This is a genomic window from Clostridioides sp. GD02367, assembly GCF_045900275.1.
Lineage (GTDB): Bacteria > Bacillota > Clostridia > Peptostreptococcales > Peptostreptococcaceae > Clostridioides > Clostridioides difficile_A.
The window spans coordinates 384,458-408,920 of sequence record NZ_JBJODK010000001.1 but is presented as its reverse complement, the minus strand read 5'-3'; the positions used below and the strand labels follow the sequence as shown (position 1 = coordinate 408,920).

At 29.5% G+C, this 24,463-nt stretch carries 18 protein-coding genes, 1 pseudogene and 1 riboswitch; of the genes and pseudogenes, 17 read left to right on the top strand and 2 right to left on the bottom strand.

Annotation, left to right across the window (positions count from 1 at the left end; all coding sequences use genetic code 11):
- Positions 1 to 28 precede the first annotated feature (28 nt).
- Positions 29 to 1,456, top strand: coding sequence for a 6-phospho-beta-glucosidase (locus Q3223_RS01670; RefSeq protein WP_407811499.1), 1,428 nt, complete (start codon positions 29 to 31; stop codon positions 1,454 to 1,456).
- Positions 1,457 to 1,817: 361 nt separating this feature from the next.
- Here Q3223_RS01670 and Q3223_RS01665 read toward each other — a convergent pair whose 3' ends face one another.
- Positions 1,818 to 2,366 carry a PadR family transcriptional regulator gene (locus tag Q3223_RS01665; RefSeq protein ID WP_054277565.1) on the bottom strand — a complete coding sequence of 183 codons (549 nt, stop codon included), beginning with the start codon at positions 2,364 to 2,366 and terminating at the stop codon, positions 1,818 to 1,820.
- Between the two features lie 190 nt (positions 2,367 to 2,556).
- On the opposite strand from Q3223_RS01665, the gene Q3223_RS01660 reads away from it, so the two are divergent.
- The 7 genes from Q3223_RS01660 to Q3223_RS01630 all read left to right on the top strand — a co-directional run bounded on the left by Q3223_RS01660 (position 2,557) and on the right by Q3223_RS01630 (position 13,588).
- On the top strand, positions 2,557 to 3,813 hold the full coding sequence (locus tag Q3223_RS01660; RefSeq protein WP_407811498.1) for an OFA family MFS transporter: 1,257 nt from the start codon (positions 2,557 to 2,559) through the stop codon (positions 3,811 to 3,813).
- Positions 3,814 to 3,831: 18 nt separating this feature from the next.
- Positions 3,832 to 5,787, top strand: coding sequence for an FAD-dependent oxidoreductase (locus Q3223_RS01655; protein WP_407811497.1), 1,956 nt, complete (start codon positions 3,832 to 3,834; stop codon positions 5,785 to 5,787).
- A gap of 232 nt (positions 5,788 to 6,019) precedes the next feature.
- The gene (locus tag Q3223_RS01650; RefSeq protein ID WP_074179894.1) at positions 6,020 to 6,880 is read left to right on the top strand and encodes a PRD domain-containing protein; all 861 of its coding nucleotides are present in this window, start codon (positions 6,020 to 6,022) and stop codon (positions 6,878 to 6,880) included.
- A complete protein-coding gene (locus Q3223_RS01645) occupies positions 6,870 to 8,741 on the top strand; it encodes a beta-glucoside-specific PTS transporter subunit IIABC (RefSeq protein ID WP_407811496.1) in 1,872 nt (623 codons plus the stop codon). Before Q3223_RS01650 ends, Q3223_RS01645 begins: the two co-directional genes overlap by 11 nt.
- Positions 8,742 to 8,760: 19 nt before the next feature.
- Entirely contained in the window at positions 8,761 to 10,203 is a 1,443-nt protein-coding gene (locus Q3223_RS01640; protein ID WP_231301072.1) for a family 1 glycosylhydrolase, read from the top strand.
- Between the two features lie 767 nt (positions 10,204 to 10,970).
- Positions 10,971 to 12,179 carry a hypothetical protein gene (locus tag Q3223_RS01635; protein WP_054271594.1) on the top strand — a complete coding sequence of 403 codons (1,209 nt, stop codon included), beginning with the start codon at positions 10,971 to 10,973 and terminating at the stop codon, positions 12,177 to 12,179.
- 29 nt (positions 12,180 to 12,208) lie between these two features.
- Positions 12,209 to 13,588, top strand: a complete 1,380-nt coding sequence (locus tag Q3223_RS01630) for a M20 family metallopeptidase (RefSeq protein ID WP_407811495.1) — start codon at positions 12,209 to 12,211, stop codon at positions 13,586 to 13,588.
- Positions 13,589 to 13,752: 164 nt separating this feature from the next.
- Here the strand turns inward: Q3223_RS01630 and Q3223_RS01625 are convergent, their stop codons facing one another.
- A complete protein-coding gene (locus Q3223_RS01625; protein ID WP_407811494.1) occupies positions 13,753 to 15,078 on the bottom strand; it encodes a hypothetical protein in 1,326 nt (441 codons plus the stop codon).
- 537 nt (positions 15,079 to 15,615) lie between these two features.
- Here Q3223_RS01625 and Q3223_RS01620 point away from each other — a divergent pair.
- The 9 genes and pseudogenes from Q3223_RS01620 to Q3223_RS01580 form a co-directional block, all read left to right on the top strand.
- Positions 15,616 to 15,798, top strand: a pseudogene (locus tag Q3223_RS01620) (helix-turn-helix transcriptional regulator); the annotation flags it as partial.
- 27 nt (positions 15,799 to 15,825) lie between these two features.
- Positions 15,826 to 16,041: an AbrB/MazE/SpoVT family DNA-binding domain-containing protein gene (locus Q3223_RS01615; protein WP_407811527.1), complete on the top strand. Its 216-nt coding sequence runs from the start codon at positions 15,826 to 15,828 to the stop codon at positions 16,039 to 16,041.
- A 32-nt stretch (positions 16,042 to 16,073) separates the two neighbouring features.
- Positions 16,074 to 17,249: a macrolide family glycosyltransferase gene (locus Q3223_RS01610; protein WP_227832071.1), complete on the top strand. Its 1,176-nt coding sequence runs from the start codon at positions 16,074 to 16,076 to the stop codon at positions 17,247 to 17,249.
- Positions 17,250 to 17,541: 292 nt separating this feature from the next.
- Positions 17,542 to 17,943 carry a DUF3139 domain-containing protein gene (locus Q3223_RS01605; RefSeq protein WP_407811493.1) on the top strand — a complete coding sequence of 134 codons (402 nt, stop codon included), beginning with the start codon at positions 17,542 to 17,544 and terminating at the stop codon, positions 17,941 to 17,943.
- Between the two features lie 314 nt (positions 17,944 to 18,257).
- Positions 18,258 to 18,437: riboswitch (Lysine riboswitch) on the top strand.
- A gap of 146 nt (positions 18,438 to 18,583) precedes the next feature.
- Positions 18,584 to 19,975 (top strand): YfcC family protein, encoded by a 1,392-nt coding sequence (locus tag Q3223_RS01600; protein WP_054271585.1) that lies wholly within the window; start codon positions 18,584 to 18,586, stop codon positions 19,973 to 19,975.
- Positions 19,976 to 19,988: 13 nt separating this feature from the next.
- Positions 19,989 to 21,176, top strand: coding sequence for a M20 family metallopeptidase (locus tag Q3223_RS01595; protein WP_407811492.1), 1,188 nt, complete (start codon positions 19,989 to 19,991; stop codon positions 21,174 to 21,176).
- Between the two features lie 95 nt (positions 21,177 to 21,271).
- Positions 21,272 to 22,432: a glycerate kinase gene (locus Q3223_RS01590; protein ID WP_243193265.1), complete on the top strand. Its 1,161-nt coding sequence runs from the start codon at positions 21,272 to 21,274 to the stop codon at positions 22,430 to 22,432.
- A gap of 254 nt (positions 22,433 to 22,686) precedes the next feature.
- Complete coding sequence (locus Q3223_RS01585; RefSeq protein WP_054271582.1) at positions 22,687 to 23,439, top strand: MurR/RpiR family transcriptional regulator; 753 nt, start codon at positions 22,687 to 22,689, stop codon at positions 23,437 to 23,439.
- Between the two features lie 101 nt (positions 23,440 to 23,540).
- Positions 23,541 to 24,461, top strand: a complete 921-nt coding sequence (locus Q3223_RS01580) for a 1-phosphofructokinase family hexose kinase (RefSeq protein ID WP_054271581.1) — start codon at positions 23,541 to 23,543, stop codon at positions 24,459 to 24,461.
- Positions 24,462 to 24,463: the final 2 nt, after the last annotated feature.

The window sequence follows — 24,463 nt, the reverse complement described above, 5'->3', positions numbered from 1 at the left end:
CTTTAGTGTAATTTTAGGAGGCTTAACTATGAGTTTTAAAAAAGATTTTCTCTGGGGAGGAGCTACTGCTGCTAATCAATGCGAAGGTGGATATAATGAAGATGGAAGAGGTCTAGCAAATGTAGATGTATGTCCAACAGGAAAAGATAGAACAGCAGTTATTACAGGAAAATTAAAAATGTTTGATTTTGATGATGAACATTATTATCCAGCTCAAACTGGTATTGATATGTACCATAATTATAAAGAAGATATAAAGTTATTTGGTGAAATGGGATTTAAAGTATACAGAATGAGTATTGCATGGAGTAGAATATTCCCAAAAGGTGATGAAGAAACGCCAAATGAAAAGGGTCTTCAATTTTATGAAAATATATTTAATGAATGTAAAAAGTATAATATAGAACCATTAGTTACTATTACACATTTTGATTGTCCTATGCATTTAATTGAAAAGTATGGTGCATGGCGTAATCGAAAGATGATAGGTTTTTATGAGAAACTATGCAATGTAATCTTTAGAAGGTATAAAGGATTAGTGAAGTATTGGTTGACTTTTAATGAAATAAATATGATTTTGCATGCTCCATTTATGGGTGCTGGTATTTGTTTTGAAGAAGGAGAAGATGTTGAAAGGATAAAATATCAAGCTGCCCATCATGAACTTGTGGCTAGTGCGGTCGCAACTAAAATAGCACATGAAGTTGATGAAAATAACTCAGTTGGATGTATGTTTGCAGCTGGAAGTGTATACCCTTATAGTTGTAATCCTAATGATGTATGGGAAGCTACAAAGCTAGATAGAGAAAACTATTTTTTTATAGATGTACAATCTAGGGGAAAATATCCTAATTATGCCTTAAAGTATATGGAACAAAAAGGTATTACACCAGAAATGGAACCTGGTGATATTGAATTATTAAATAAACACACTGTAGATTTTATTGCATTCTCATATTATAATAGCCGTTGTGTTAGAACTGATAAAAGTGTAGATGATGTAGCTGAAGGAAATATATTTACATCTGCTAAAAATCCATATCTTTCATATAGTCAATGGGGATGGCCAATTGACCCACTAGGTCTAAGAATTACGTTAAATCATGTATATGATAGATATGAAAAGCCATTATTTATTGTAGAAAATGGATTAGGAGCTAAAGATATAGCTGATGAAAATGGTTACATAGAAGATGATTATAGAATCGATTATTTAAGAGAACATATAAAAGCTATGTATGATGCAGTTTCTATAGATGGAGTAGATTTACTAGGATATACTATGTGGGGTCCTATTGATTTAGTAAGTGCTAGTACGGGTGAAATGGAAAAGCGTTATGGATTTATATATGTAGATAGAGATAATAGTGGTAATGGAAGTTTGAAAAGAAGTAAAAAGAAAAGTTTTGAATGGTATAAGAAAGTAATTGCTTCAAATGGTGAAGATTTAGATTAAATAAAAAAATATGAAACTAATAATGGGCATAATTTTTTAGTTTTGTATAGACTATTTAAACTAGCAAAAATGTATTGGAGAAATAACTTATAATTATTATGCTAGATTGATTGAGATGAAAATTCATTTTAATAGACATAAAAAGTCATGAAAATAGAGTTAAATTAAAATGTACCCTATAGAGTAGATATATAATGTCTATTTTGTAGGGTATTTTTAAAGATTTAAAAGATGAAATAGATTAGTATGTTTATGACTATAATAATTAAAAGAATTAATGAGTACAAAAAAGATGGTTCCTACTCAATATAGGAATCATCTAATTAATGTTGTATAGATTTAAAAAAATTATTTTTGATATTTATTTCTTACTTTGTTGTAGGCAAATATCTATACAATTACTTAGCCATTTAATTTGACCTTCTTCTCTTATAATCGCCCCATCTAATACAAGATAATCACCAAAATAATCATCATAAAAGTCAGGGATTTCAGCATAAGCATCTTTTTGGCTCATTAAAAATTCAAGTCTTTTACTATGCTGAATAAGTTGATGTTTAAGTAAATCAATTCTATTTTCTAAATCTAGATTATTATAAAAATATACTCTCAGTCTAAACTTATTTTTAGGAGTAGGCTCCATTGGGATGTCTTTAGATAGCCAAGTTAAAAATTCATCCTTTCCTTTTTCTGTTATGTAGTAAACCTTTTTTTCTAACACATCACCACTAATTTCAACTTCATGAACTATTAAATCTTCATTAGTTAATTTTTTTAACTCTGGATAAATTTGACTATGTTTTGCACTCCAAAATTCATTTAGTTGAAAATTAAATTCTTTACTTAAATCATATCCTGTCATAGGTTTTCTGTTTAATAGTCCTAATATTGCATATTTAAGGGTTCCCATATTTCACCTCTTTAGTTTTATTATCAATAAGTCTATTATATCATTATTTATAAAAAAATAGGTTAAATAAAAAGAAATGTAAATACAAACATGTAATTAATTACATGTTTGTATTTACATGAAAACATTATTATGATAATATTAACCTAAATAAAAGGAATAGATTGAATTGTTTGGAGGGGAAAAAATAATGAACTATACTAAAAAAAGATGGATTATATTAATCGCAAGTTGTTTTATTAATTTGTGTATTGGGTCAATCTATGCATGGAGTGTATTTGCTACACCTATGGCAGAATACTTAAGTGGAATTAATGGAACAGCATTTACTGCAGGCACTTTAGCAATAGTATTCACAGTTACTAATTCAGTTGGACCTATAACTATGATTACTGGAGGTCGAATAAATGATAAGTTTGGACCTAAGAAAGTTATTTTTGTAGGCGGTCTTATATTTGGTATTGGTATGATTTTATCTGGATTTTCAAAAAGCTTACCAATGTTAGTATTAACATATGGAATCGTACTAGGTCTTGGAGTTGGAATGGTATATGGGTGTACAATAAGCAACTCTGTTAAATTTTTCCCAGATAAGCGTGGATTAGTAGGGGGAATAACAACTGCTGCTTATGGATTTAGTTCTGTAATTATACCACCAATAGCAAATAGCATAACTACTAGTTTTGGTATTACAACAGCATTTAAGTCAATTGGGATAGTATTTCTTATAGTTGTATGTGGAGCATCATTTTTTATTGAAAAATGTCCAGATGATTTTGTACCAGAAGGATGGACATCACCAGTTATGCAAGGGAAGCAGTCAAAAAATAAAAATTGGAGAGAAATGCTTTCTTCATCAATATTCTATGTGATGATTATTTTACTAACATGTGGAGCTTTTTATGGATTGATGTGTACATCCATGGCATCTGCTTTAGCACAAAATATGATAGGCATGACATCAGCAACAGCTGCAATGGCAGTTTCCGTTTTAGCTTTATTCAATACAGCAGGTCGTATTGTAGCAGGTTATATATCAGATAAGATAGGTAGAATAAATACCTTATCAATGGCATTTATAATTTCAATTGTAGGTTTATTTTGTTTATCAACTTCAGTACAAGGAGAAGTAGTGAAGTTTTACATAGGAATTTCTATTATAGGAGTATGTTTTGGGGCATTTATGGGGGTATTCCCAGGGTTTACAGTAGACCAGTTTGGTCCTAAAAATAATAGCGTTAATTATGGAATCATGTTTATAGGATTTGCATTTGCAGGATACATTGGACCTACAGTAATGAAAAATGTTTACGCAGTGGATGGTAATTATACAAGAGCATTCACAATAGGAATTGTTATGGCGATAATAGGCTTAGGATTAACCTTTGTTTATAGATTTGTAAATAATAAAGAAATATCAAAATATCAGAGCAAAAAAATAAGTTAATATGGAGGAGATAATATTATGAAAAGAAAATATCCAAATTTATGTAAACCAATTCAAATAGGAAATGTAATATTCAAAAATAGAATGTTTTCTGCACCAATGGGTGGAACAGATATAACAGCCGACTGTACAATAGGACCAAAGTCAACAGCATTTTATGAATTAAGAGCAAAGGGTGGGGCTGGAGCTGTAACTATAAGTGAATGTATGGTTCATCCAGAGACTGATGGTTCACATGCGTATCACTTAGATTTAAAAATAGTTGATTCTTTAGCCAGTTTTACATATACAGCAGATGCTATAAGACGTCATGGTGCAATACCAAGTGTAGAACTATCACATTCTGGTCAATATGCAGGAACTTACCTAGTGGATAAAAACAAAAAGCAAGGTTTGTCACAGTATGGAGTAAGTCCAAGTACAAGAGCTGATGGTCTAGAAATAAAGGAATTAACTCAAGAATTAATAGATGATATAGTAAAGTCTTATGGAGAAGTTGCAGGTATTGCCAAAAGAGCTGGATTTGAAATGATAATGGTTCATGGAGGACATGGATGGTTAATCAATCAATTCTTATCACCATACTTTAATAAAAGAACTGATAAATATGGAGGTACTTTAGAAAATAGGGTACGTTTTGCACAAGAAGTATTAGATAGTGTTCGTAAAGCTGTAGGTCCAGGATTCCCAATAGAATTTAGATTAAGTGGCTCTGAATTATTTGAAGGTGGATATGATTTAGCTGAGGGTATTGAAATATCTAAGCTATTAGAGTCAAGAATTGACTTGCTTCATGTTTCAGCAGGAACATATCAAAGAGGGTTTGGAATAACACATCCATCTATGTTTGTACCTCATGGATGTAATGTTTATCTTGCAGCGGAAATCAAAAAACATGTAAGTGTACCAGTTGCAACTCTTGGCGGACTAAATGACCCAGCTCAAATGGAAGAGATAATAGCAAGTGGAAAAGCTGATGTAGTTGAAATGGCAAGAGCATTATTAGCAGACCACGAACTTCCAAAAAAGGTAATGTCAAATAGAGATGAGGATATAGTCAAGTGTTTAAGATGTTTCACTTGTATGGCTGAAAGAGCTGCAACTTCCACTAGAAGATGTACAGTAAATCCACTTATAGGTCGTGAAATAGAAGGTATGGAAATAACTCCAGTATTAAAACCTAAAAAAGTTTTAGTAGCAGGTGGAGGGCCAGGAGGATTAAAAGCAGCGATAACAGCAGCACAACGTGGTCATAAAGTAATACTTTGTGAAAAAGCAGATGCATTAGGTGGAATCTTAAAAGGAGAAAAAGCTATACCATTTAAATATGAAATGTATGAACTTGGAAATACTTTTAGCAAATTAGCAAAAGATGAAGGTGTAGAAATACGTCTAAATACAAAAGTTACTAAGGAGTATGTAGAAAAAGAAAATGTGGATGCCCTAATAATAGCAGTAGGTTCATCTCCATTAGTTCCTCCAATTCCAGGACTTGATGGCGATAATGTAGTAGTTGTAAACAATTATTATCTAGAAAGAGATAAGGTAGAAACTGTGAAAGAAATAATAGTACTTGGTGGAGGTCTTGCTGGATGTGAAACAGCGATACATTTAGCTAAAGAAGGTAAGAAGGTTCATATAGTGGAAATGAGAAGTGAACTTGCTCCAGATGCAAATATAAGACACCGTCCAATACTTTTAGATGAAATAGAAAAACAAGGTGTTGAAGTACATACAGAATTTAAAGGATTAAAAGTATCAGAGGAAGGCGTTCTTTGTGCTGATAAAAATGGTAATGAAATTTTAGTACCAGGAACACATGTTATATGTGCACTTGGACAGAGAGCTAATAGAAATATAGTAGAAGAGTTAATAGATTGTGCTCCATATGTAGCACAAATCGGTGATTGTGTACGTCCATCTACTATAACTACTGCAGTATATCAAGGATATCATGCAGCACTTGATATATAATATATGTGAAGTTTATAAAACAAAAAATATTTAGGAAATCGTTGACAGATTTACATAGATAGTATACTATATAGAATATAAAATTAAACAAAAAAGAATTCTAATTATGGCGATGTAGTCATAATTTTGAGTATGTTACTGATTAGCAGGCAGAACTCAAGTATATATGTGAAAAATAGAGGAATACTCTATACATATATGCTTGGGTTCTTTTTATTGAAAGGAGGAATATATGAAAATAATTCAGATTTTAAATAATAATGTAGCCTTAGTAAAAAGAGGTAAAAATGAAATTATTGTATTTGTCAAAGGAATTGGTTTTAAAAAAAGAGTGGGACAAGTAATAAATGAAGATGAAATAGAAAGAACTTATATACTAGATTCATATGATATGTTAGAACACTTTAGCTATCTACTACAAAACTCAGATTCTAACAACATAGTCCTTATTAATGAAATAATTGAATATGGTGAGAAAGTTTTAAACATAAAATCAAGTGACTATCTAAGTTTAACTTTACTAGATCATCTAGAGTTTTTGCTTAAAAGATGTGAAAAAAATCAATTTATAAAAAGTCCTTTGGTATGGAATGTTAAAAGATTTTATCCAAAGCACTTTGAAATTGGTATGCATGCATTAAAATTAATTGGTGATAGTAAGAAAATTAATCTTCCTGATGATGAAGCAGTATCAATAGCGCTTCATTTTGTAAATATGGAGGTAAATAAAAAATCTCATGATGATACAGTTGTGGAATTAAGAACTTTAGGAGATATAATTTCTATAATAAAATATCATTTTAATGTAGAGTTAAATGAAACTTCAACAAACTATATGAGATTTACGACTCATCTACAATACTTTATACAAAGAATTATGTCAGATGAAGCTTCAACAGATGAAGATGGTTCAATAGACCTATATAAGCAGGTGAGTAAACTTTATCCAAAATCATTTGGAAGTGTTCAAAAAATAAGAAAATACGTAAAATCACAATTTAATGTTGATATATCTATAAGTGAAGAAACTTATCTAATGTTACATATAAATAGGGTGACTCAAAGATTGGAGGCAAAATCAGATGAAGTATAAAGATTTAAATGAAAATATAATAAGACTCATAGGTGGAAAAGAAAATATAAAGTCTGTAGCACATTGTGTTACTCGTTTAAGACTTACATTAAATGATAGGAGTATATCTAAAACAGAAGAAATTAAAAAACTAAAAGGAGTAATTGATGTAGTTTCTAATGATGTTGCTTATCAAATTATAATAGGAACTCATGTTGTAGATGTATATAATGAGTTTATGTCTATGATAGGTTTAAATTCAAGTGAATCAAGTATAAAGAGTGAAAGCAAAAAAGGAGTTAAAGGTATCAAAGGTATATTTAATTCCATACTTGTGGTAGTTTCAGAGACTATGACTTCAGTAATTGAAGTACTACTTGCAGCTGGGATACTTGCAAGTATACTAGCACTTTTAAACATGTCAGGTATAATTCATAGTGATAGTCCTACATATCAAATATTGGACACATTAAGAAGTGCTACGTTTCACTTCTTACCAGTATTAATTGCAATAGCATCAGCAAAAAGACTTAATGTAAATCCTTATATAGCAGTAGTATTAGCAGTTACATTATTGTCCTCATCAATAGATGGCGTGGAAGGGTTAAGTCTATTTGGTATAAATTTACAAACAACAACTTATGCAAATAGTTTTATTCCAATACTTTTAGGAGTATGGGCAATGGGAATTGTAATTGAATGTTTGAAAAAAATCTTACCTAAAGCACTACACTATTTTTTAGTTCCAGTATTATCTTTAATAATAACTTTATCAGTTACATTAACAGTATTTGGACCTATTGGTATGTGGATTGGTGATGGATTAAACTATGTATGTATGTTTTTAATTGATACATTAGGAAATTGGAGTGTTGTTGCTTTATATGCAGCTTTACAACCACTCTTAATAGTATTTGGTGCAGCAAATTTTACTATGCCAATAGCTTTAAATTCTGTAACAGCATTAGGATATGACCCAATTTTTATGGGAGCAGCAACAATATCTGATATTGCAGTTTGTGGTGCTATGTTTGGATATTTCTTAAAAACTAGAAATAAAGAACAAAAGCAATTATTTGGTACAGTAAGTTTTAGTGCACTTATGGGAGTCACAGAGCCCTCAGTGTTTGGGGTATTTATGAAATATAGAAGACCATTTGTAGCAGTAATGATAGGTGGAGGCTTAGGTGGTTTAATAGCAGGATTAGCACAAGTTAAAACATACGGAATGGTTTGGGGATTAGCAGCATTACCAACATATCTTGTTGGAGGAGAGATGTCTAACTTTATATTTATGATAATAGGTGTAGTAGTAGCATTTGTGGTAGCAACAATAGCCTCTTATTTATTAGGAATACCTTCAGGTGAAAAAGAAAAAGTTGAAAACGATAATAAAAAGGAATTAGAACTAATAGTTAATGAAAATAGCTCAAGAACTATTAGTGTTGGAAATGTTGCCAAAGGTCAAGTAATTGCACTTGAAGAGGTTAATGATAAGGCGTTTTCATCTGGAGCACTAGGCAAGGGGATTGGAATTATACCTAGTGAATCAAAATCAATGGTTATGTCTCCTGTGGATGGGACTATAACTATAGTATTTCCAACTAAACATGCCTATGGTATAGTGACTGATGAAGGACTAGAAATCTTAATTCATATTGGGATAGATACTGTAAATTTGGATGGAAAATTCTTTGAAAGCCTTGTAACACAAAATCAAAGAGTTAAAAAAGGTGATTCTTTAGCAATATTTGAATCTGATAAGATTATCGAAGAAGGATTTGATTCAACTATAATAATAGTAGTTACAAATACTAGTGATTACTTAGATGTAATTTCATCAAATGATGAATCAGAAGAGCTATTAACTGTAATAGTATAAATTTTAGGAGGAGAAATTTATGAATTTTGAAGATACATTTTTCTGGGGAGGAAGTATTGCAGCACATCAATGTGAAGGTGCATGGGATGTTGATAATAAAGGAGCTGCAATTATGGATTTTGTAACTAAAGGCTCTTATGAAACACCAAGAGTAATTACTGATAAAATAGAAGAAGAATTAGATTATCCTTCTCATAATGGAATTGATTTTTACAATAGATATAAAGAAGATATAGCTTTATTTAAAGAAATAGGCTTTAGTGCATTAAGGATATCTATAGACTGGTCAAGAATTTTTCCAAATGGGGATGATAATAATCCTAATGAGTTAGGTCTTAAATATTATGAAGATTTAATAGATACTTTAATAGAAAATAATATAGAGCCTATTGTAACACTCTATCATTTTGAGTTACCTATTAATTTAGTACATAAATATGGTTCATGGAATAACAGAAAGCTTATAGATTTATATTTAAAGTATAGTGAGACTATAATGAGAAAGTTTGATAACAAAGTAAAGTACTGGGTTACATTTAATGAGATGAATCATATTGACCCTCAGACAGAGCACTCTGATATTTTTACTTATATGATAGCAGGGATTAAGTATAGTGAAATGCAAGACAAGGTTCAGACATTGGCAAATGTAGGGTATAATATGACATTAGCAAGTGTAAAGGTTACAAAGTTGGCTAGAGAAATCAATCCAAATAATAAAGTTGGATGTGTGTTTGGATTAAATCCAATTTATCCATATAATTGCAATCCTAGTAATGTATTAAATGCGTTCTTAGATAATGACTGTGACTATTATCAAATTGATGCAATGTGTAATGGAAAGTTTCCTCAATATAAACTAAGAGAATATGAAAAAAATAATATAAATATTGAAGTAACTAATGAAGATAAAGAAGCATTTAAAGAAGGTAGATTAGATTTTATAGGACTTAATTATTATTTTTCAAGTGTGTCTATTCCAAAAGAAAGTTTATCAAGTGATAAATCTTTATTTGGAGGAGTTCAAAATCCATACTTGGAACAAAGTAAGTGGGGATGGGCAATAGACCCTATAGGACTAAGATTTACTTTAAACTATATTTACAGAAAATATCAGTTACCTATCTTAATTACAGAAAATGGACTAGGAGCATATGATAGAGTTGAGGAAGATGGAACTATAAATGATGATTATAGAATTGAGTATCTAAGTAAGCATCTATCACAAATGAAGTCTGCAATTAAAGAGGATAATGTTGAATGTTTTGGATATTTAATGTGGGCACCAATTGACTTAGTCAGTGCAACTACAGGACAGATGAGTAAAAGATATGGATTTATATATGTTGATTTAGATGATGAAGGTAAAGGTAGTTTTAAGAGATGTAAGAAAAAATCATTTGACTGGTACAAAGAGGTCATAAAATCTAATGGAGATAATTTAAGTTCGTTAGATATATAAAATAAAATGTGTATTCTCCTAAAAATAGTGATAGTAAAGTGGTTAATCTAATTACTATAATTGGAGGTACACATTTTTATATATAAAAAATATCAGAATATATTGACAAGAATGAAATTTGAAACTATAATTTATATCAAGAATAGTATGACAATATAAAAGGTAAGGTCTTTAAAACTTAATAGTTTTTTATGGTTATTTTAAGAATAATTTAGGACTATAAATGTAAATAGCTTAACGTTAATTTAACATGATAAATAATTTTGTTTCTTAAAACATACTTTTTAAAGTTATTAGACAAAGCTTAATTTGAAAGGGGGAGAATAATATCAAATATAAGTTTAGATTTAAGGTTAAGGAAGATTTAGAAGGAGGTATCTTTTAGTAATAGATATGTTAATAATTTATATTAGATATTTTAGGAATAATTTAAGACGCATATAAAGTGCAAATCTTATATACAATATTTAAATAAATATAAGTTTTCTAACATGTATATCAAAATTAAAGATAATTGTGGTACAATTCTACATCTATCTAATAATGCAGAGGCTTAAAGGTTCAAAAGAAATCTAGTAATTCAATAATTTATAGCTAACATTTAAAAGATTAACTATAGATATATTTATTTAGGTATTTTGAGAATAATTTAAGACGCATGGGAATATCAAGTTGTGCTATATGTAGTTAAAATTAACTACAGAATATACATTTTATAATTATTGTTTTATTGATAAAAAAATTATTATATTCAGGAGGAAACAACAATGGAAAATTTTTGGAATCCACTTACATGCTTTACTGTATGTGTAATGATTTATGCTTTTAGTGAGTTTTTATCTAAGAAAACAAAAGGTGCAATTTCGACATTGCTATTTGTGTGTATTATATTTTTATTGGGATTTTGGACAAATATTCTACCAAAAGACATTACAGGTGCATCAGGCATATTGGCTGCAATGAGTAACTTTGGCATAGCATTACTAATAACTAACTTAGGAACACTTATAAATCTTGAAGACTTATGTCGTGAATGGAAAACGGTTGTAATTGCATTAGTAGGGATTGTAGGCATAGCAGTTGGCTGTCTCACAGTGGGTAGTATGTTATTTGGGAGAGAGTATGCTTTAATAGCAGCGCCTCCAATAGCAGGTTCTACTGTTGCTGGTATTATTGTAACAACTGTAGCAGAAGCAGCAAATAGACCTGAACTTGCAGCATTTGTAATTCTAGTATTATCATTTCAAAAATTCTTTGGTATTCCTATAACAACATATTGTATAAATAAAGAATTAAAATCTAAAAGAGATAAAGGTGATTTCTTAAAGGATGAAATAAAAAGTAATTTTAGACTTCCAAGTATGAAGATTTTTAAGGAAGATTCAAGTAAGAAATCATCCACTCTAGTATATCTTGCGAAACTTTCAATTGTAGCCATGATTGGTAATTTTGTAGGATTGGCAACTATAATACCTGAATTTACTCCTACAAACTATTATTTAAATCCCAATATAGCATGTTTGTTGGTAGGGTTAATTTTTACAAGGATAGGGTTTTTAGAAAAAGGGATTTTAGATAAATCTCAATCTAATGGAATTATAATGTTTGGTTGTATGCTGATGTTACCTGGAGGGCTTGCCAAGGTGACTCCAACAGCATTATTTGGTATGATTGTTCCGACTATAGGAATACTTGTTGTAGGTTCTGTATTTATAATACTATTTACTGCAACTGTGGGAAAAATGTTAGGATATTCTCCAAGAATGTCAGCTGCAATTGGGGTAACTTGTATGCTTGCATATCCAGCAACACAGATAATTTCTAATGAAGGTATTGATGCAATGGAAGGCTCTGAAGAAGAAAAGCAAAGAGCAACAGATTATTTATTACCAAAGATGATTATAGGAGGATTTGTTACTGTAACTATTGCCTCAGTGGCATTTGCTAGTATAATAGGTCCGCTTATATTTGGTTAATATGTAATAATTTATAGGGGGTAGAAGTAATGATAGGAAGTATATCTATAAGTGAGATAGATGATAAAAGATTTAAACTTGATGATTTGAGTAAGAAAATATGGAGAAATCCAGAAAAGGCATTTAAAGAGTTCAAAGCATGTGAAAATACAGCAAACTTTCTAAGATGCGAAGGATTTGATGTGGAAGTAGGAGTAGGAGGTCTAGCTACAGCTATTAAGGCACGCTTTGGTTCAGGTAAACCAGTTATAGGTTTTATGGGAGAATTTGATGCACTACCTGGTTTAAATCAAAAAGTTTCAACAAAGCAAGAAGCATTTGAATTGGGAGGTTATGGTCATGGGTGTGGACATAATTTATTATGTACTGCACATGTAGGCGCAGTAGTAGGACTTAAAAGAGAAATGATAGAAAACAATTTAAGTGGGACTATAGTGTTTTATGCATGTCCAGGAGAAGAGCAATTAACAGGTAAAGGGTTTATGGCTAGAGGTGGCGCATTTGAAGGATTAGACTTAGCTATAAATTTCCATCCAAATAAGATTAGTGAAGCTACAATTGGTATATCAACAGCTGTTAACTCTGTAAAATTTCATTTTAAAGGAAGAACTGCACATGCTGGTTCAGACCCTCAAAATGGAAGAAGTGCTTTAGATGCTGTGGAACTTACTAACGTAGGAGCTAATTATTTGAGAGAACATGTTACTTCTGATGTAAGAATTCATTATACCATTACAGATGGAGGAGTAGCACCTAACATAGTTCCTGATAAAGCATCAGTATGGTATTATACAAGAGCTTTAAGTAGGGAAGCTGTGGAAAATACATATGAAAGACTTATAAAAGTAGCAAAAGGAGCTGCAATGATGACTGAGACTGAGGTTGAAGTGGAGTTTTTAGGAGGGTGTTATAATACTTTAAACAATCATGTCTTAGCAAATCTTGTGTCAGAATGTATGGATGATATTAAACAAGAGCCTTGGACTCAAGATGAATTGGATTTTGCAGCTGAGTTGGATAGACAAAGTCCTCAACAATATAGTGCTATGATAAGTAAATATAATTTGCCAGAAGGAACTCATCTATATTATGGTGGAGGAAATGTTACAAACTTCAATAGTTATGGGTCTACTGATATTGGAGATGTAATGCATATAGTTCCTACAGCATACTTTTTTACAGGATGCACAAATCTAGGCGCTCCTGGGCATAGCTGGCAGTTTACAGCTTGTGCAGGGAGTTCTATTGGAGAAAAAGGTATGATATATGCAGCAAAAATTATGGCTATGTTTGGAGCTAAAATACTTAACAATCCAGAAATAGCCAAAAAAGCAAAAGAAGAATTTGATAAATCTATGAATGGAAAAACATATAGGTGTCCTATTCCAGATGATATTCCAACTCCTTAAATGAGATATAAAGTTTAAAATATAATTTAACAAATAATAACATAAATTATTAATAAATATTACAAAAGGTATATCTTAAAACACAAATATAAGATATACCTTTTAAAAACTTATATAATTTTATTTACTGATTAATGATAAAATATTTTCTTATACACTATATTTTAATATTTATTTTCTGATATAAATAATTTGTATACTCTCTCAGGTCTACCTTTTGTTGAGTTCTGTTTCTCATATAATATGGTAGCATTTCCAGATTTCAAGAGACTACTTAAAAATCTATTGGCAGTTCTTACTGTTACATTTAAACATGAAGATAATTCCTTAGGAGTAACTTCATCTTTTTGTAGAATTTCAATAACAGATATAATTTTTTGAATAGTAAGAGTAGACAATTTAGAATCTTTGGCAATTGTATTTATGTGTGGAGTTACTTTATTTGAAACTGTAAGTAACTTATCACATAGTAAAGGCCCTATTGTCTCATAACTTTCATTAACTAAGAAACTGTAGTTTAAAGGATTTATTTTAGATTCCTTATTAGCATTTATGGCATTAGACATGGCTTGTTTTATGTTATTACCAATCCCATATCCAACGCATATTTTAAGGTTTATACTATTTTCAATAGATTCTTTTATATAACATGTAGTGAAATTTTTAGTTAATGATTTAATGGTCTCACATTTAGTAAAAATCTTAAAAGAGCTACTATCTTTCTCAATTATAAAATCAGTTAATTTATCTTTTTTTAGATTGTTTAATATTTTATAAATTTGGTCTATAGTATAATCATCATGGTTCGTATCTTTAACTGTTATATATATTATACCTGGTTGGTTTATCTTCATTCTATGTAAATTGATGTCTTTTATTAAGCTGTTAAAAGTATTTTTTAATAAATCTATGTCAGGATATATGAAATGAAAATTTACTCCTGCATCTTGTAGTATAGGAACAATACTACTAAAACGAGTAGTAGAAAAATCAATTTTACCTTCCTTCCATAAATCAATATGTTTTTTTGCAATACTTTTTTCAAGTTCTGCTATATCATATAAACTCATTTTAGAGGCATTTTCATTAATACTACACATTAAGTCTCCAAATGTGCCATTTGATAGATAATATGATATGTCTTTTGGATTATCTGCCCAATCCATTAGGTCAAAGTATGCTCTAGAAAAATCTAATGTATTGTATTTAAAAATAAGTTTTAGAAACATATCATAATAACTTTGTAAATCAGTACCAAAATCAACTAAAGGTTTTTTTATAGTACCAACTTTTTTTGTAATAGCTTCCTTAGGTATGGGTCCACTGACTGCGAATCCATCAAACTTATCCTCGATTTCTAGATATAAATCTCCAACATGAGAAAAGTTTTTATAAATATATATTTCAACTTCTGCATTGATATTTAATTTTTTTATAGAATTCTCTACAAATTCTTTTAAAAATTCAGTTGTTATGACTGCTATTTTCATATATTACTTCCTTTTCAATTATTATAGTTATTTATATGATTTTTACTTTTTCTATTTATGGCAAAACTATATTTCTTCGTACTATTATATATAATAATATCATGCTCAAATATTTATTGTCTAACTAATTATAATGTATTAAAAATGAAAAATGGGTGATAGACATCATTACTGAAAATCATCTCTATTATGGAAATCTTTGAAGTAGCTATCACATAACATTTTATAATTGCTAGTGTGACAATCATAAGTTCATTTAAATTTCGTTTTAAAAATTCTGTAAAACAATTTTGTACTAGTAAAGCCAGAATATTCTAATATATTACAAAAAGTCCCACTTGTACTTTTATAAATAGAAGATGACATTTTAGATAAATTAAAGATTGTATCTATTAATTATAAATTTTCTTATAATATATTTATTAAAGGGTAAATGTGTACAAGAGAAATGTATATCAATATATACATAAATGTTAAAATTAGTTGATAGAATTTAAATAATAAATTTAGTACGATAAATATAGGAGATATTAAAATATGCTTAATACAAATTTGAAAAGACTAAGAAAAATTCATCAGTATACGCAAGAGGATTTAGCTGAAAAACTTAATATATCTAGACAATCAGTAGCAAAATGGGAAAGTGGAGAATCCACTCCTGATATAGATAGTTGTATTAAACTTGCAAAATTGTACAATGTCAAACTAGATGATTTAGTCAATCATTCAGAAGAAAAAACGGGTATTATAATACCACCTAAAGGAAAATTTTTCTTTGGAGCTGTTATAGTTGGAGAAGGTGGTCAGATTGTTATTCCAAAAGAAGCAAGAGATATATTTAATATAAATACAGGAGATAAATTATTGATACTTGGAGATGAAGAAAGAGGACTAGGAATTGTTCATCAACGTGATTTGGTAAATTTTATAGGTCATATGGGAGTAACAGATAAAGAAGAATAATTTTAGAAAAATTATAAAAGGATGGATAAAATATGAGTAAAATAGTTTTTTTCAGCATTCCTGCATATGGTCATACTAATCCAACCATTGAAGTAGTTCGTGAATTAGTAGATAGAGGGAATGAAGTATTGTATTATTCTTTTAATGAATTTAAAGATAAAATTGAAGATACTGGAGCAAAATTTATTAGTTGTGATAAATATCTCCCAGAATTACGTCCTGAAGATGAGAAAAAAATTGGCAAGGATTTCTCTGGGTTAATTGAGATGATAGCAGACACTACAATATCTTTAGATGAAAAAGTATGTAGAGAACTTAAAGTTTTTAATCCAAATTGTATTGTATCAGACTCATTAAGCTTTTGGGGAAAGTTATTTGCACAAAAACTTAATATTCCATATATATGCTCTACAACAACTTTTGCATTTAATAAACATACAGCAAAAATGATGAAGCAAAGTTTTATGGAAGTTGTTCATATGTTTTTGGGGATGAGACGTATTAATAAAAAAATAAAGCTCTTACAAAGAAAAGGATATTATGTAAAAAACTTTGTTTCTATGATTTCTAATGATAATGATACAAATACTATTGTATATACATCAAAAGAATTTCAGCCAATGTCAGAAACTTTTTCCAGTAAATATTCTTTTGTAGGGCCATCAGTATCAAAGTTGATTGTTAAGCCTAAAGATAAAAAGAGAAAACTTATATATATTTCACTTGGTACGATTAATAATAAAAATGTTAATTTTTATGAAAACTGTATAAAAGCATTTAAAGATTGTGATGTTGATATAATTATGTCTGTTGGTAGAGATACTGACATTAAAAGTTTAGGGAATATACCAAATAACTTTGAAGTTAAAAATAGTGTTGAACAGATTGCTATACTTCAAGAAGCTGATGTGTTTATCACTCATTGTGGTATGAATAGTGTAAATGAAAGTTTATATTATGGGGTACCTATGGTCTTATTTCCACAACATTCAGAGCAGAGAATGGTAGCTAATAGAGTTGCTTATTTAGGTGCAGGACTGATGTTAAAAGAAAATAGGTCAAAAAATATTAAAGATACTGTATTTAAAGTTATGAATGATAATGGATACAAAGAAGAGGCAATTAAACTATCAAAAAGCTTTTATAATGCAGGTGGTTCAAATAAGGCAGCTGATGTAATATTACAGCTTATAAAGTCATATTGCTGAATATATAAATTTAGAAGCTAATATGATACTTATTATGTTAATTGAAATATTGCAATAGATATTCTAAAACAAATACTTGTGAAATTTTTATAATAATGAAATAAAACTACATGGAAAGTAGGAAATATATATACTACTTAATAAAAATACTGACAGTAGGGCCTTTTAACCTACCAGTTAGGGCATGTATATTGATACTAAATACGAGGGATGTTATATTCTAATAGAAAAATATAACATCTTTTTTTAATGAATTATAATAGTTTTAAATAATAAAAGAAGGGGAATTAGCATGAGAAAATATAGAATTATTTTAGTAGTATTAATTATAGGTATTGTAGGTATAGCAGGAAGTGTTGTATATAATAACTATTTCAAACCATGGAAGGAGGCTGAGATATATATCAATAAATATATGGTAAAGCAAGGTATTTCGGAAGATGATATAAAGAGTATTACAAAAGAAAAAGCAAAGAAAGCAAGCTATAATGGAATACTGTATAGAGTAAATTATAAAGATGATTCACAATATGAATATCAATATTTTTATAGTGATGATTATTATGCCCTATATGTAAATAAAGTTATGTTACAAATTTATAATGTAGAAAACAATAAGCTTCTAAAAAGTAATGAAGAATTAAAAAGTATTAAGTATCCACCAATTTATCTTAAAAAAGAATTGAATAAATAGTTGAGGATACAATAGAATGATTTCTTATGGTAATCAATTATTAATAAACATCTAATAAAAATATCCAAAGATTCACTTAATAGAGAAAGTATAATTTGTTACATATAAAAACATATATCTTCAGACTTTAAAAAATTAGATATAAAAATATACTACATTCTTTGAATGTATGTGCAGATATAAAGTTTATTGGTGTGGAAAATAAAATTTAATTCTAAGTATATTATATTGAAAATATTTACAATCTCGACATATTATGCTACAATTATTTACAATAAATAAAATTTAATAAGCATTACCTCATCTAATAAAAAGATTGAGGTAGAGGTTGCATTTACTAAGATTAGTATTGAAGAGGTTGGAAACCAATGAAGCAATATAAAAGGAGTAAGTGCCGAAGTGCTAGTGTCCAAAGCTAGTGCTGGGACTGTATTTAATAGGTACAGTACTGTCATCAAATTCATCCCGAATTTTGATGGAGAGCTATCTTAGATAAGATAAAGGGAAGATGTAGGTATATTGTATTTAGCACATTTAGCTCAACATGTATCCATGTTGAGCTTTTTTACATCTATACAAAATAGGATAGAAAAGGGATGCAATAATAAAATATTTTAATTTAAAAGTGGGGAGAATAAAAATGAGCAGTTTAAAAAAGAAGAGGTTTACTATGCCGCAGACACTTACTATAATATTCTTATTAATAGTAGTAATGGCAGTTCTTACTTGGATAGTACCAAGTGGAAATTTTGAAAGGGTAGATATAGACGGAAGGTCAGTTGTTGTAGCTGGAACTTATGAAAAAGCACCATCAAATCCACAAGGTATTACTGATGTATTTTCAGCTCCTATAAATGGATTTATAGATGCAGCTGAAGTAGTTGGATTTGTTTTAATAGTTGGAGGGGCTTTTGGAATAGTTAATAAAACAGGTGCAATAGAAGCCATTATAGCACACACTGTAAATAAAATGAAGAAGTTTCAATTTTTAATAATACCTATATCTATGATTTTATTTGGTCTTGGTGGTACAACTTTTGGAATGAGTGAAGAAACATTACCTTTTTATATGATATTTATTCCACTTATGACCAGCATGGGATATGATTCATTAACCGCGGTGGCAACAGTATTTATAGGGGCAACAGCTGGATTTGGAGCGGCGACTACTAATCCTTTCTCTGTAGGAATAGCACAGGCATTGTCACAAATAGCACCAGGTTCTGGAATAGAGTTTAGAGTTGTTATGTTTATAATATATATGGCTATATCTATAGCATTTGTTATGATGTATGCTAATAAAGTAAAAAAAGACCCTAAAAAGTCTTTAGTACATGATATATCACTGAATCAAGAATCAATGGTTAATAGTGATACAAACATAAAAGAATTTACAAAAAGAGAAGCCATTGTAATAGCAATTTTCGTAATAGGTATGGGAATTATGATATTTGGTGTTTTAAAATTAGGATGGTATATAGCTGAAATTGCAATGATATTTACAGCCATAGGTATAATATCTGGAATAGCATCAGGGCTTAAGCAAGATGAAATAGTTAATTCATTTATAAGTGGAGCTGGAGATTTAATGACAGCAGGATTATGTATAGCATTTGCACGTGGAATCGTAATAATAGCAGAAAATGGATTTATAATAGATACAATTTTAAATTCTGCGGCAAATTTATTAAATGGATTACCAAAAACTATATTTATAAACTTAACTTTCTTAATAGAAGGATTAATAGCATTTTTAATACCATCAGCATCAGGGCTTGCATCACTTACAATACCTGTACTTGCACCACTTGGAGACTTAGTAGATGTATCTAGACAAATGATAGTTACAGCTTATCAATTTGGGATAGGTGTAACTAACTTAATAACACCTACATCAGGTGTTTTAATGGGAGCACTAGCAGTAGCTAATATCCCTTGGTCAAAGTGGGTTAGATTCATAGTTCCTCTAATGGTAGTATTAACAATTCTTGTAATGGTATTTTTGACAGTAGGATTATATCTAGGATTCTAATAGGAGGTAAGTTATGATAGAGAATATAAAGAAAAGAGCTTATGAGATAGAGAATGAACTTGGAAAAGAAATTGAAGAAGTATGCGATTTTATATTCAACAACCCAGAGCTAGGAGATGAAGAATATATATCATCAAAATATTTAGTAGAGAAAATGAAGGAATATGGATTTGACACAACTTATCCATACTGTAATATGGATACTGCTTTTAGAGCAGAGCTAGGAGATAGTGATAGTCCTACTATAGCGTTTTTAGCTGAGTATGATGCACTTCCTGGATATGGAGAAGATAAAGAGCCAGGTCATGCTTGTGGTCATAACTGGATTGCAGCATCTACACTAGGAGCTTGTATAGTATTAAGCAAGTTAAAAGAAAGTTTTAAAGGAAAAATTGTATTAATAGGAACACCAGCTGAAGAAACAACAGGAGGAAAATGTGACTTAGTTAAAGCAGGAGCTTTTGATGATATTGATGTAAGCTATCAGATGCATATAGAAGCTTTTAATAATATAAACTGCAAAGCTTTAGCAATAGACTCATTAGAGTTTAGCTTTGAAGGTGTATCAGCACATGCGGCTAGTCATCCTCATATGGGAGTTAATGCATTGGATGCAGTACAACTTACTTTTGCTGGAATAAATGCTCTAAGACAACATGTAAAATCAGATGTTAGAATACATGGTATAGTTTCAAATGGAGGAGAAGCTCCAAATATAGTTCCAGAAAAAGCTGCTTGTAAGTTTTTTGTAAGAGCTGCTGAAAGAAGTTATTTAGATGAAGTTACTAAAAAAGTTATAAACTGTGCAAAAGGTGCAGAGTTAATGACAGGAGCTAAGCTATCTTATAGATATTTTGAAAATTCTTTTGACAATATAATAAATAATAAAGTACTTCAAAATATAACAAAAAATAATTTGATTGAAGCAGGTATAACAGATATACTAGAGGGAAAAGATGGACCAGTGGGTTCTACAGATATAGGTAATGTAAGTCAAGTTTGCCCTACTATGTATACAGAAATAGCTTTAGATATAAATCCAATGGTATATGTTCACGAAAAAGAATTTCTAAATTATGCAAATTCTACAGAAGCTTATGATAAACTTCATAAAGCAGTAAAGGCAATGGTGGGTTGTGCATTAGAAATTTATTTAGAAGATGGACTACTTGATGAGATTAAGAAAAATCACATAAATTAATTTAAAAATAAAACAAAGAGGTATTACTTGAAAATCGGTAATACCTCTTTTATTAATATTATAAAATCGTATATTAAAATAAGGAGTAGATAAATATGAAAATATTAATCTCTATAGATTCCTTTAAGGGGAGTTTATCCTCAATTGAAGCAGCAAATGCAATCAAAAAAGGGATATTAAAAGTTGAAAAAAATGCAAAAGTAAAGATACTACCACTTGCTGACGGTGGTGAAGGAACAGTAGATGCTTTAGTTCAAGGAATGAATGGGACAAAAGAAACTATAGAAGTTACTGGGCCAATAATTAAGAAAGTAAATGCGACATATGGATTATTAAAAGATACGAATACTGCAATAATAGAAATTGCTCAAGCATCAGGATTGACATTAGTCCCAACTGAACTTAGAAATCCTTTATACACTACAACTTATGGTGTTGGAGAAATAATAAAGGAAGCTATAAATAAGGGCTGTAGAAATTTTATAGTAGGATTAGGTGGAAGTGCTACCAATGATGCAGGAGTAGGTATGCTTCAAGCTTTAGGGTTTGAGTTTTATGATAAGAATAATAAATTAGTAGATTTAGGTGGAAAAGTTTTAAATAAAATAAGACACATAAAAATAGATAATAGACTAAAAGAATTAGATGAATGTAACTTTAAAATAGCTTGTGATGTAAACAATCCACTGTTTGGAGAAAATGGAGCTGGATACATATATGGACCTCAAAAAGGTGCAACACGAGAAATAATTGAAGAGTTAGATAATGGGCTTAGAAATTTTTCTAATGTAGTTAAAAATGATTTGGATAAAGATATAGCCAATGTAGAAGGGGTAGGAGCAGCAGGTGGATTAGGATTTGCCTTTTTAGGATTCTTAAATTCAAAGTTAGAATCTGGCATAAAAATAATATTAGAAGAAATTAAATTAGAGGATGAGTTGAAAGATGTAGACTTTGTAATAACAGGAGAAGGTAGATTGGATAAGCAAACTGCTATGGGCAAGGCACCAATAGGAGTTGCAAAATTGGCTAAAAAATATGGGATAAAAGTAATAGGTTTGGCTGGAGCAACAACAGAAGATGCAGTTAAGTGTAATGAAGACGGCATAGATGCTTATTTTTCTATAGTAAATAGAGCTATGACAATAGAAGAGGCTATGGATAAAAAAACTGCTAGCGATAATATGACTGCTACCACAATACAAATATTTAATCTCATAACTAGTGTACAACAGTTAAGAAATAAGTCATATTAAAAATAAGATATGCTAGATAAAAAAGAAAGATATTACACATGAATTTAGATTTTTTCAGTGAGATAGACTGTTTATTTTTATTACAGAATACTATAATAAATTGAAGTACAAAATTATTATATTATAAATTTACATATATAGACATTGACTAAATCTTAATTGTGTATAAAAATAAGTAGTTAAGAGGGAATATATTATTTATATAATATTTGATAAAATTAGATAGACAAACTTAGATATAAGGAGAGAAAAATATGATAATTGAGCTAAACAAAAGTAATTCTGAAAATCTAACTAAGACAGAACTTGAAATAATTAAATTTATAAATGAAAATGAGTCGATATTACCAGAATTATCTATAGTAGAGATTGCTCATGAAACATATTCATCTCCAGCAACTGTTTCAAGGGCAATTAGAAAATGTGGTTTAAATGGATTTAATGAACTAAGGTATAGATTAACAGTAAAAGATGAAAATGATGATATACAAAATATGGGGGATATAATAAATAAATCTTTTATTGAAGCACAAAGGGTTATAGAACAAATATCTTTAACTACATTAATTAATATAATAAAAGCTATAAACGAGTCTAGTAAGATATATATTTTAGCAAGAGGACTTACTGAATATGTAGCAAAAGAGTTTAGTCTTAAATTGCAACTGCTCGATTTCAATGTGGTCTTTATAAATGACCCTAATATAATGAAAATAAAATCTAAATCAATAAAAAAAGATGAGCTTATAATTATTTTTTCATTGAATGGAAATACTGTGGAACTTGTAGAGTCAGCACAAAATGCCAATTTAGGAGGAGCTAAAGTTATAACATGTTGTTGTAGTGAAAATGCAAAACTTATAAAGTATTCAGATTTATATATTGTAGGATATAAGCATGAGCATATATCAATTTCTGAATATGAAGTATCATCTAGGTTACCCTTGTATATTATATCTAGGATAATTATAGACTATATGGTTAGGTATAATAATTCTGAGAATTAAATTGAAGAGTCTATGAAAATCGATTTTCTATTTGTGAAAAGATTTTCATAGACTTTTTTATTATAATGAAAATATACACAACAGAAGCAAGGGGGAAGACAATGATATATACATTAACTACTAATCCAGCAATAGACATGAATATATCTACTAATGGTATAAAAAGCAAATTAGTAAATCGTACATCTAATGCTATATATTCTCCTAATGGAAAAGGTCTAAATGTATCATTTGTACTAGGTCATTATGGTATAGAATCCAAAATATTAGGTTTTTTTGGAGGATTTTCAGGAAGATATATAGTTGAGGAAAGTGAAAAAAGAGGGTTTGATGTATTACCCACTTGGGTAGAAGATACGACTCGTATAAATATATTTTTAAATGATGGGAGCGACGAGTTTAAATTTGTTAACTCTGGGTCATATGTAGATGAAAAACAAAAGCTAGATATGTTGGAGAAGATAGAGTCTCTAGAAGATATAAGTCATCTATCGATAAGTGGGAGTCTACCACCTGGAATTGATGATAATTACTATGAAGAGATATTTAAAATTTGTAAAAATAAAAATATAAAAATAATACTGGATATAAGTTCACCAAAACTAAAGGAATTACTACAATATAATCCATATTTGATAAAGCCAAATGATGAAGAAATCAAAGATATATTTGGAATTATTGTAAGAGATGAAGAAGATATTAAAGATGTACTTAAGCTATTACACTTGAAAGGTGCTCAAAATATCTTGCTAACTCTAGGGGAAAAGGGTTCTTATTTTTATAATGGAAAATCGATTTATTATGCTAGTACTCAACCAGTTACAGTTGTTAGTTCTGCTTGCGCTGGAGACTCTGCATTGGCTGCTTTTTTGAGTATATGGTTAGAAAATCAAGAAGATATTGAAAATGCATTAAAAAGATCATCAGCAACAGGAGCAAGTGTAGCTGAAAGTAATGGTATAGGTAATTTGGAGAATGTAGAAGATTATATAAAAAATATAAAGGTTAGAAAGGTGGTATAAAA

Coding starts and splice junctions, on each gene's coding strand:
- Q3223_RS01670 (WP_407811499.1), top strand. CDS start 29: ATGAGTTTTAAAAAAGATTTTCTCTGGGGAGGAGCTACTGCTGCTAAT.
- Q3223_RS01665 (WP_054277565.1), bottom strand. CDS start 2,366: ATGGGAACCCTTAAATATGCAATATTAGGACTATTAAACAGAAAACCT.
- Q3223_RS01660 (WP_407811498.1), top strand. CDS start 2,557: ATGAACTATACTAAAAAAAGATGGATTATATTAATCGCAAGTTGTTTT.
- Q3223_RS01655 (WP_407811497.1), top strand. CDS start 3,832: ATGAAAAGAAAATATCCAAATTTATGTAAACCAATTCAAATAGGAAAT.
- Q3223_RS01650 (WP_074179894.1), top strand. CDS start 6,020: ATGAAAATAATTCAGATTTTAAATAATAATGTAGCCTTAGTAAAAAGA.
- Q3223_RS01645 (WP_407811496.1), top strand. CDS start 6,870: ATGAAGTATAAAGATTTAAATGAAAATATAATAAGACTCATAGGTGGA.
- Q3223_RS01640 (WP_231301072.1), top strand. CDS start 8,761: ATGAATTTTGAAGATACATTTTTCTGGGGAGGAAGTATTGCAGCACAT.
- Q3223_RS01635 (WP_054271594.1), top strand. CDS start 10,971: ATGGAAAATTTTTGGAATCCACTTACATGCTTTACTGTATGTGTAATG.
- Q3223_RS01630 (WP_407811495.1), top strand. CDS start 12,209: ATGATAGGAAGTATATCTATAAGTGAGATAGATGATAAAAGATTTAAA.
- Q3223_RS01625 (WP_407811494.1), bottom strand. CDS start 15,078: ATGAAAATAGCAGTCATAACAACTGAATTTTTAAAAGAATTTGTAGAG.
- Q3223_RS01610 (WP_227832071.1), top strand. CDS start 16,074: ATGAGTAAAATAGTTTTTTTCAGCATTCCTGCATATGGTCATACTAAT.
- Q3223_RS01605 (WP_407811493.1), top strand. CDS start 17,542: ATGAGAAAATATAGAATTATTTTAGTAGTATTAATTATAGGTATTGTA.
- Q3223_RS01600 (WP_054271585.1), top strand. CDS start 18,584: ATGAGCAGTTTAAAAAAGAAGAGGTTTACTATGCCGCAGACACTTACT.
- Q3223_RS01595 (WP_407811492.1), top strand. CDS start 19,989: ATGATAGAGAATATAAAGAAAAGAGCTTATGAGATAGAGAATGAACTT.
- Q3223_RS01590 (WP_243193265.1), top strand. CDS start 21,272: ATGAAAATATTAATCTCTATAGATTCCTTTAAGGGGAGTTTATCCTCA.
- Q3223_RS01585 (WP_054271582.1), top strand. CDS start 22,687: ATGATAATTGAGCTAAACAAAAGTAATTCTGAAAATCTAACTAAGACA.
- Q3223_RS01580 (WP_054271581.1), top strand. CDS start 23,541: ATGATATATACATTAACTACTAATCCAGCAATAGACATGAATATATCT.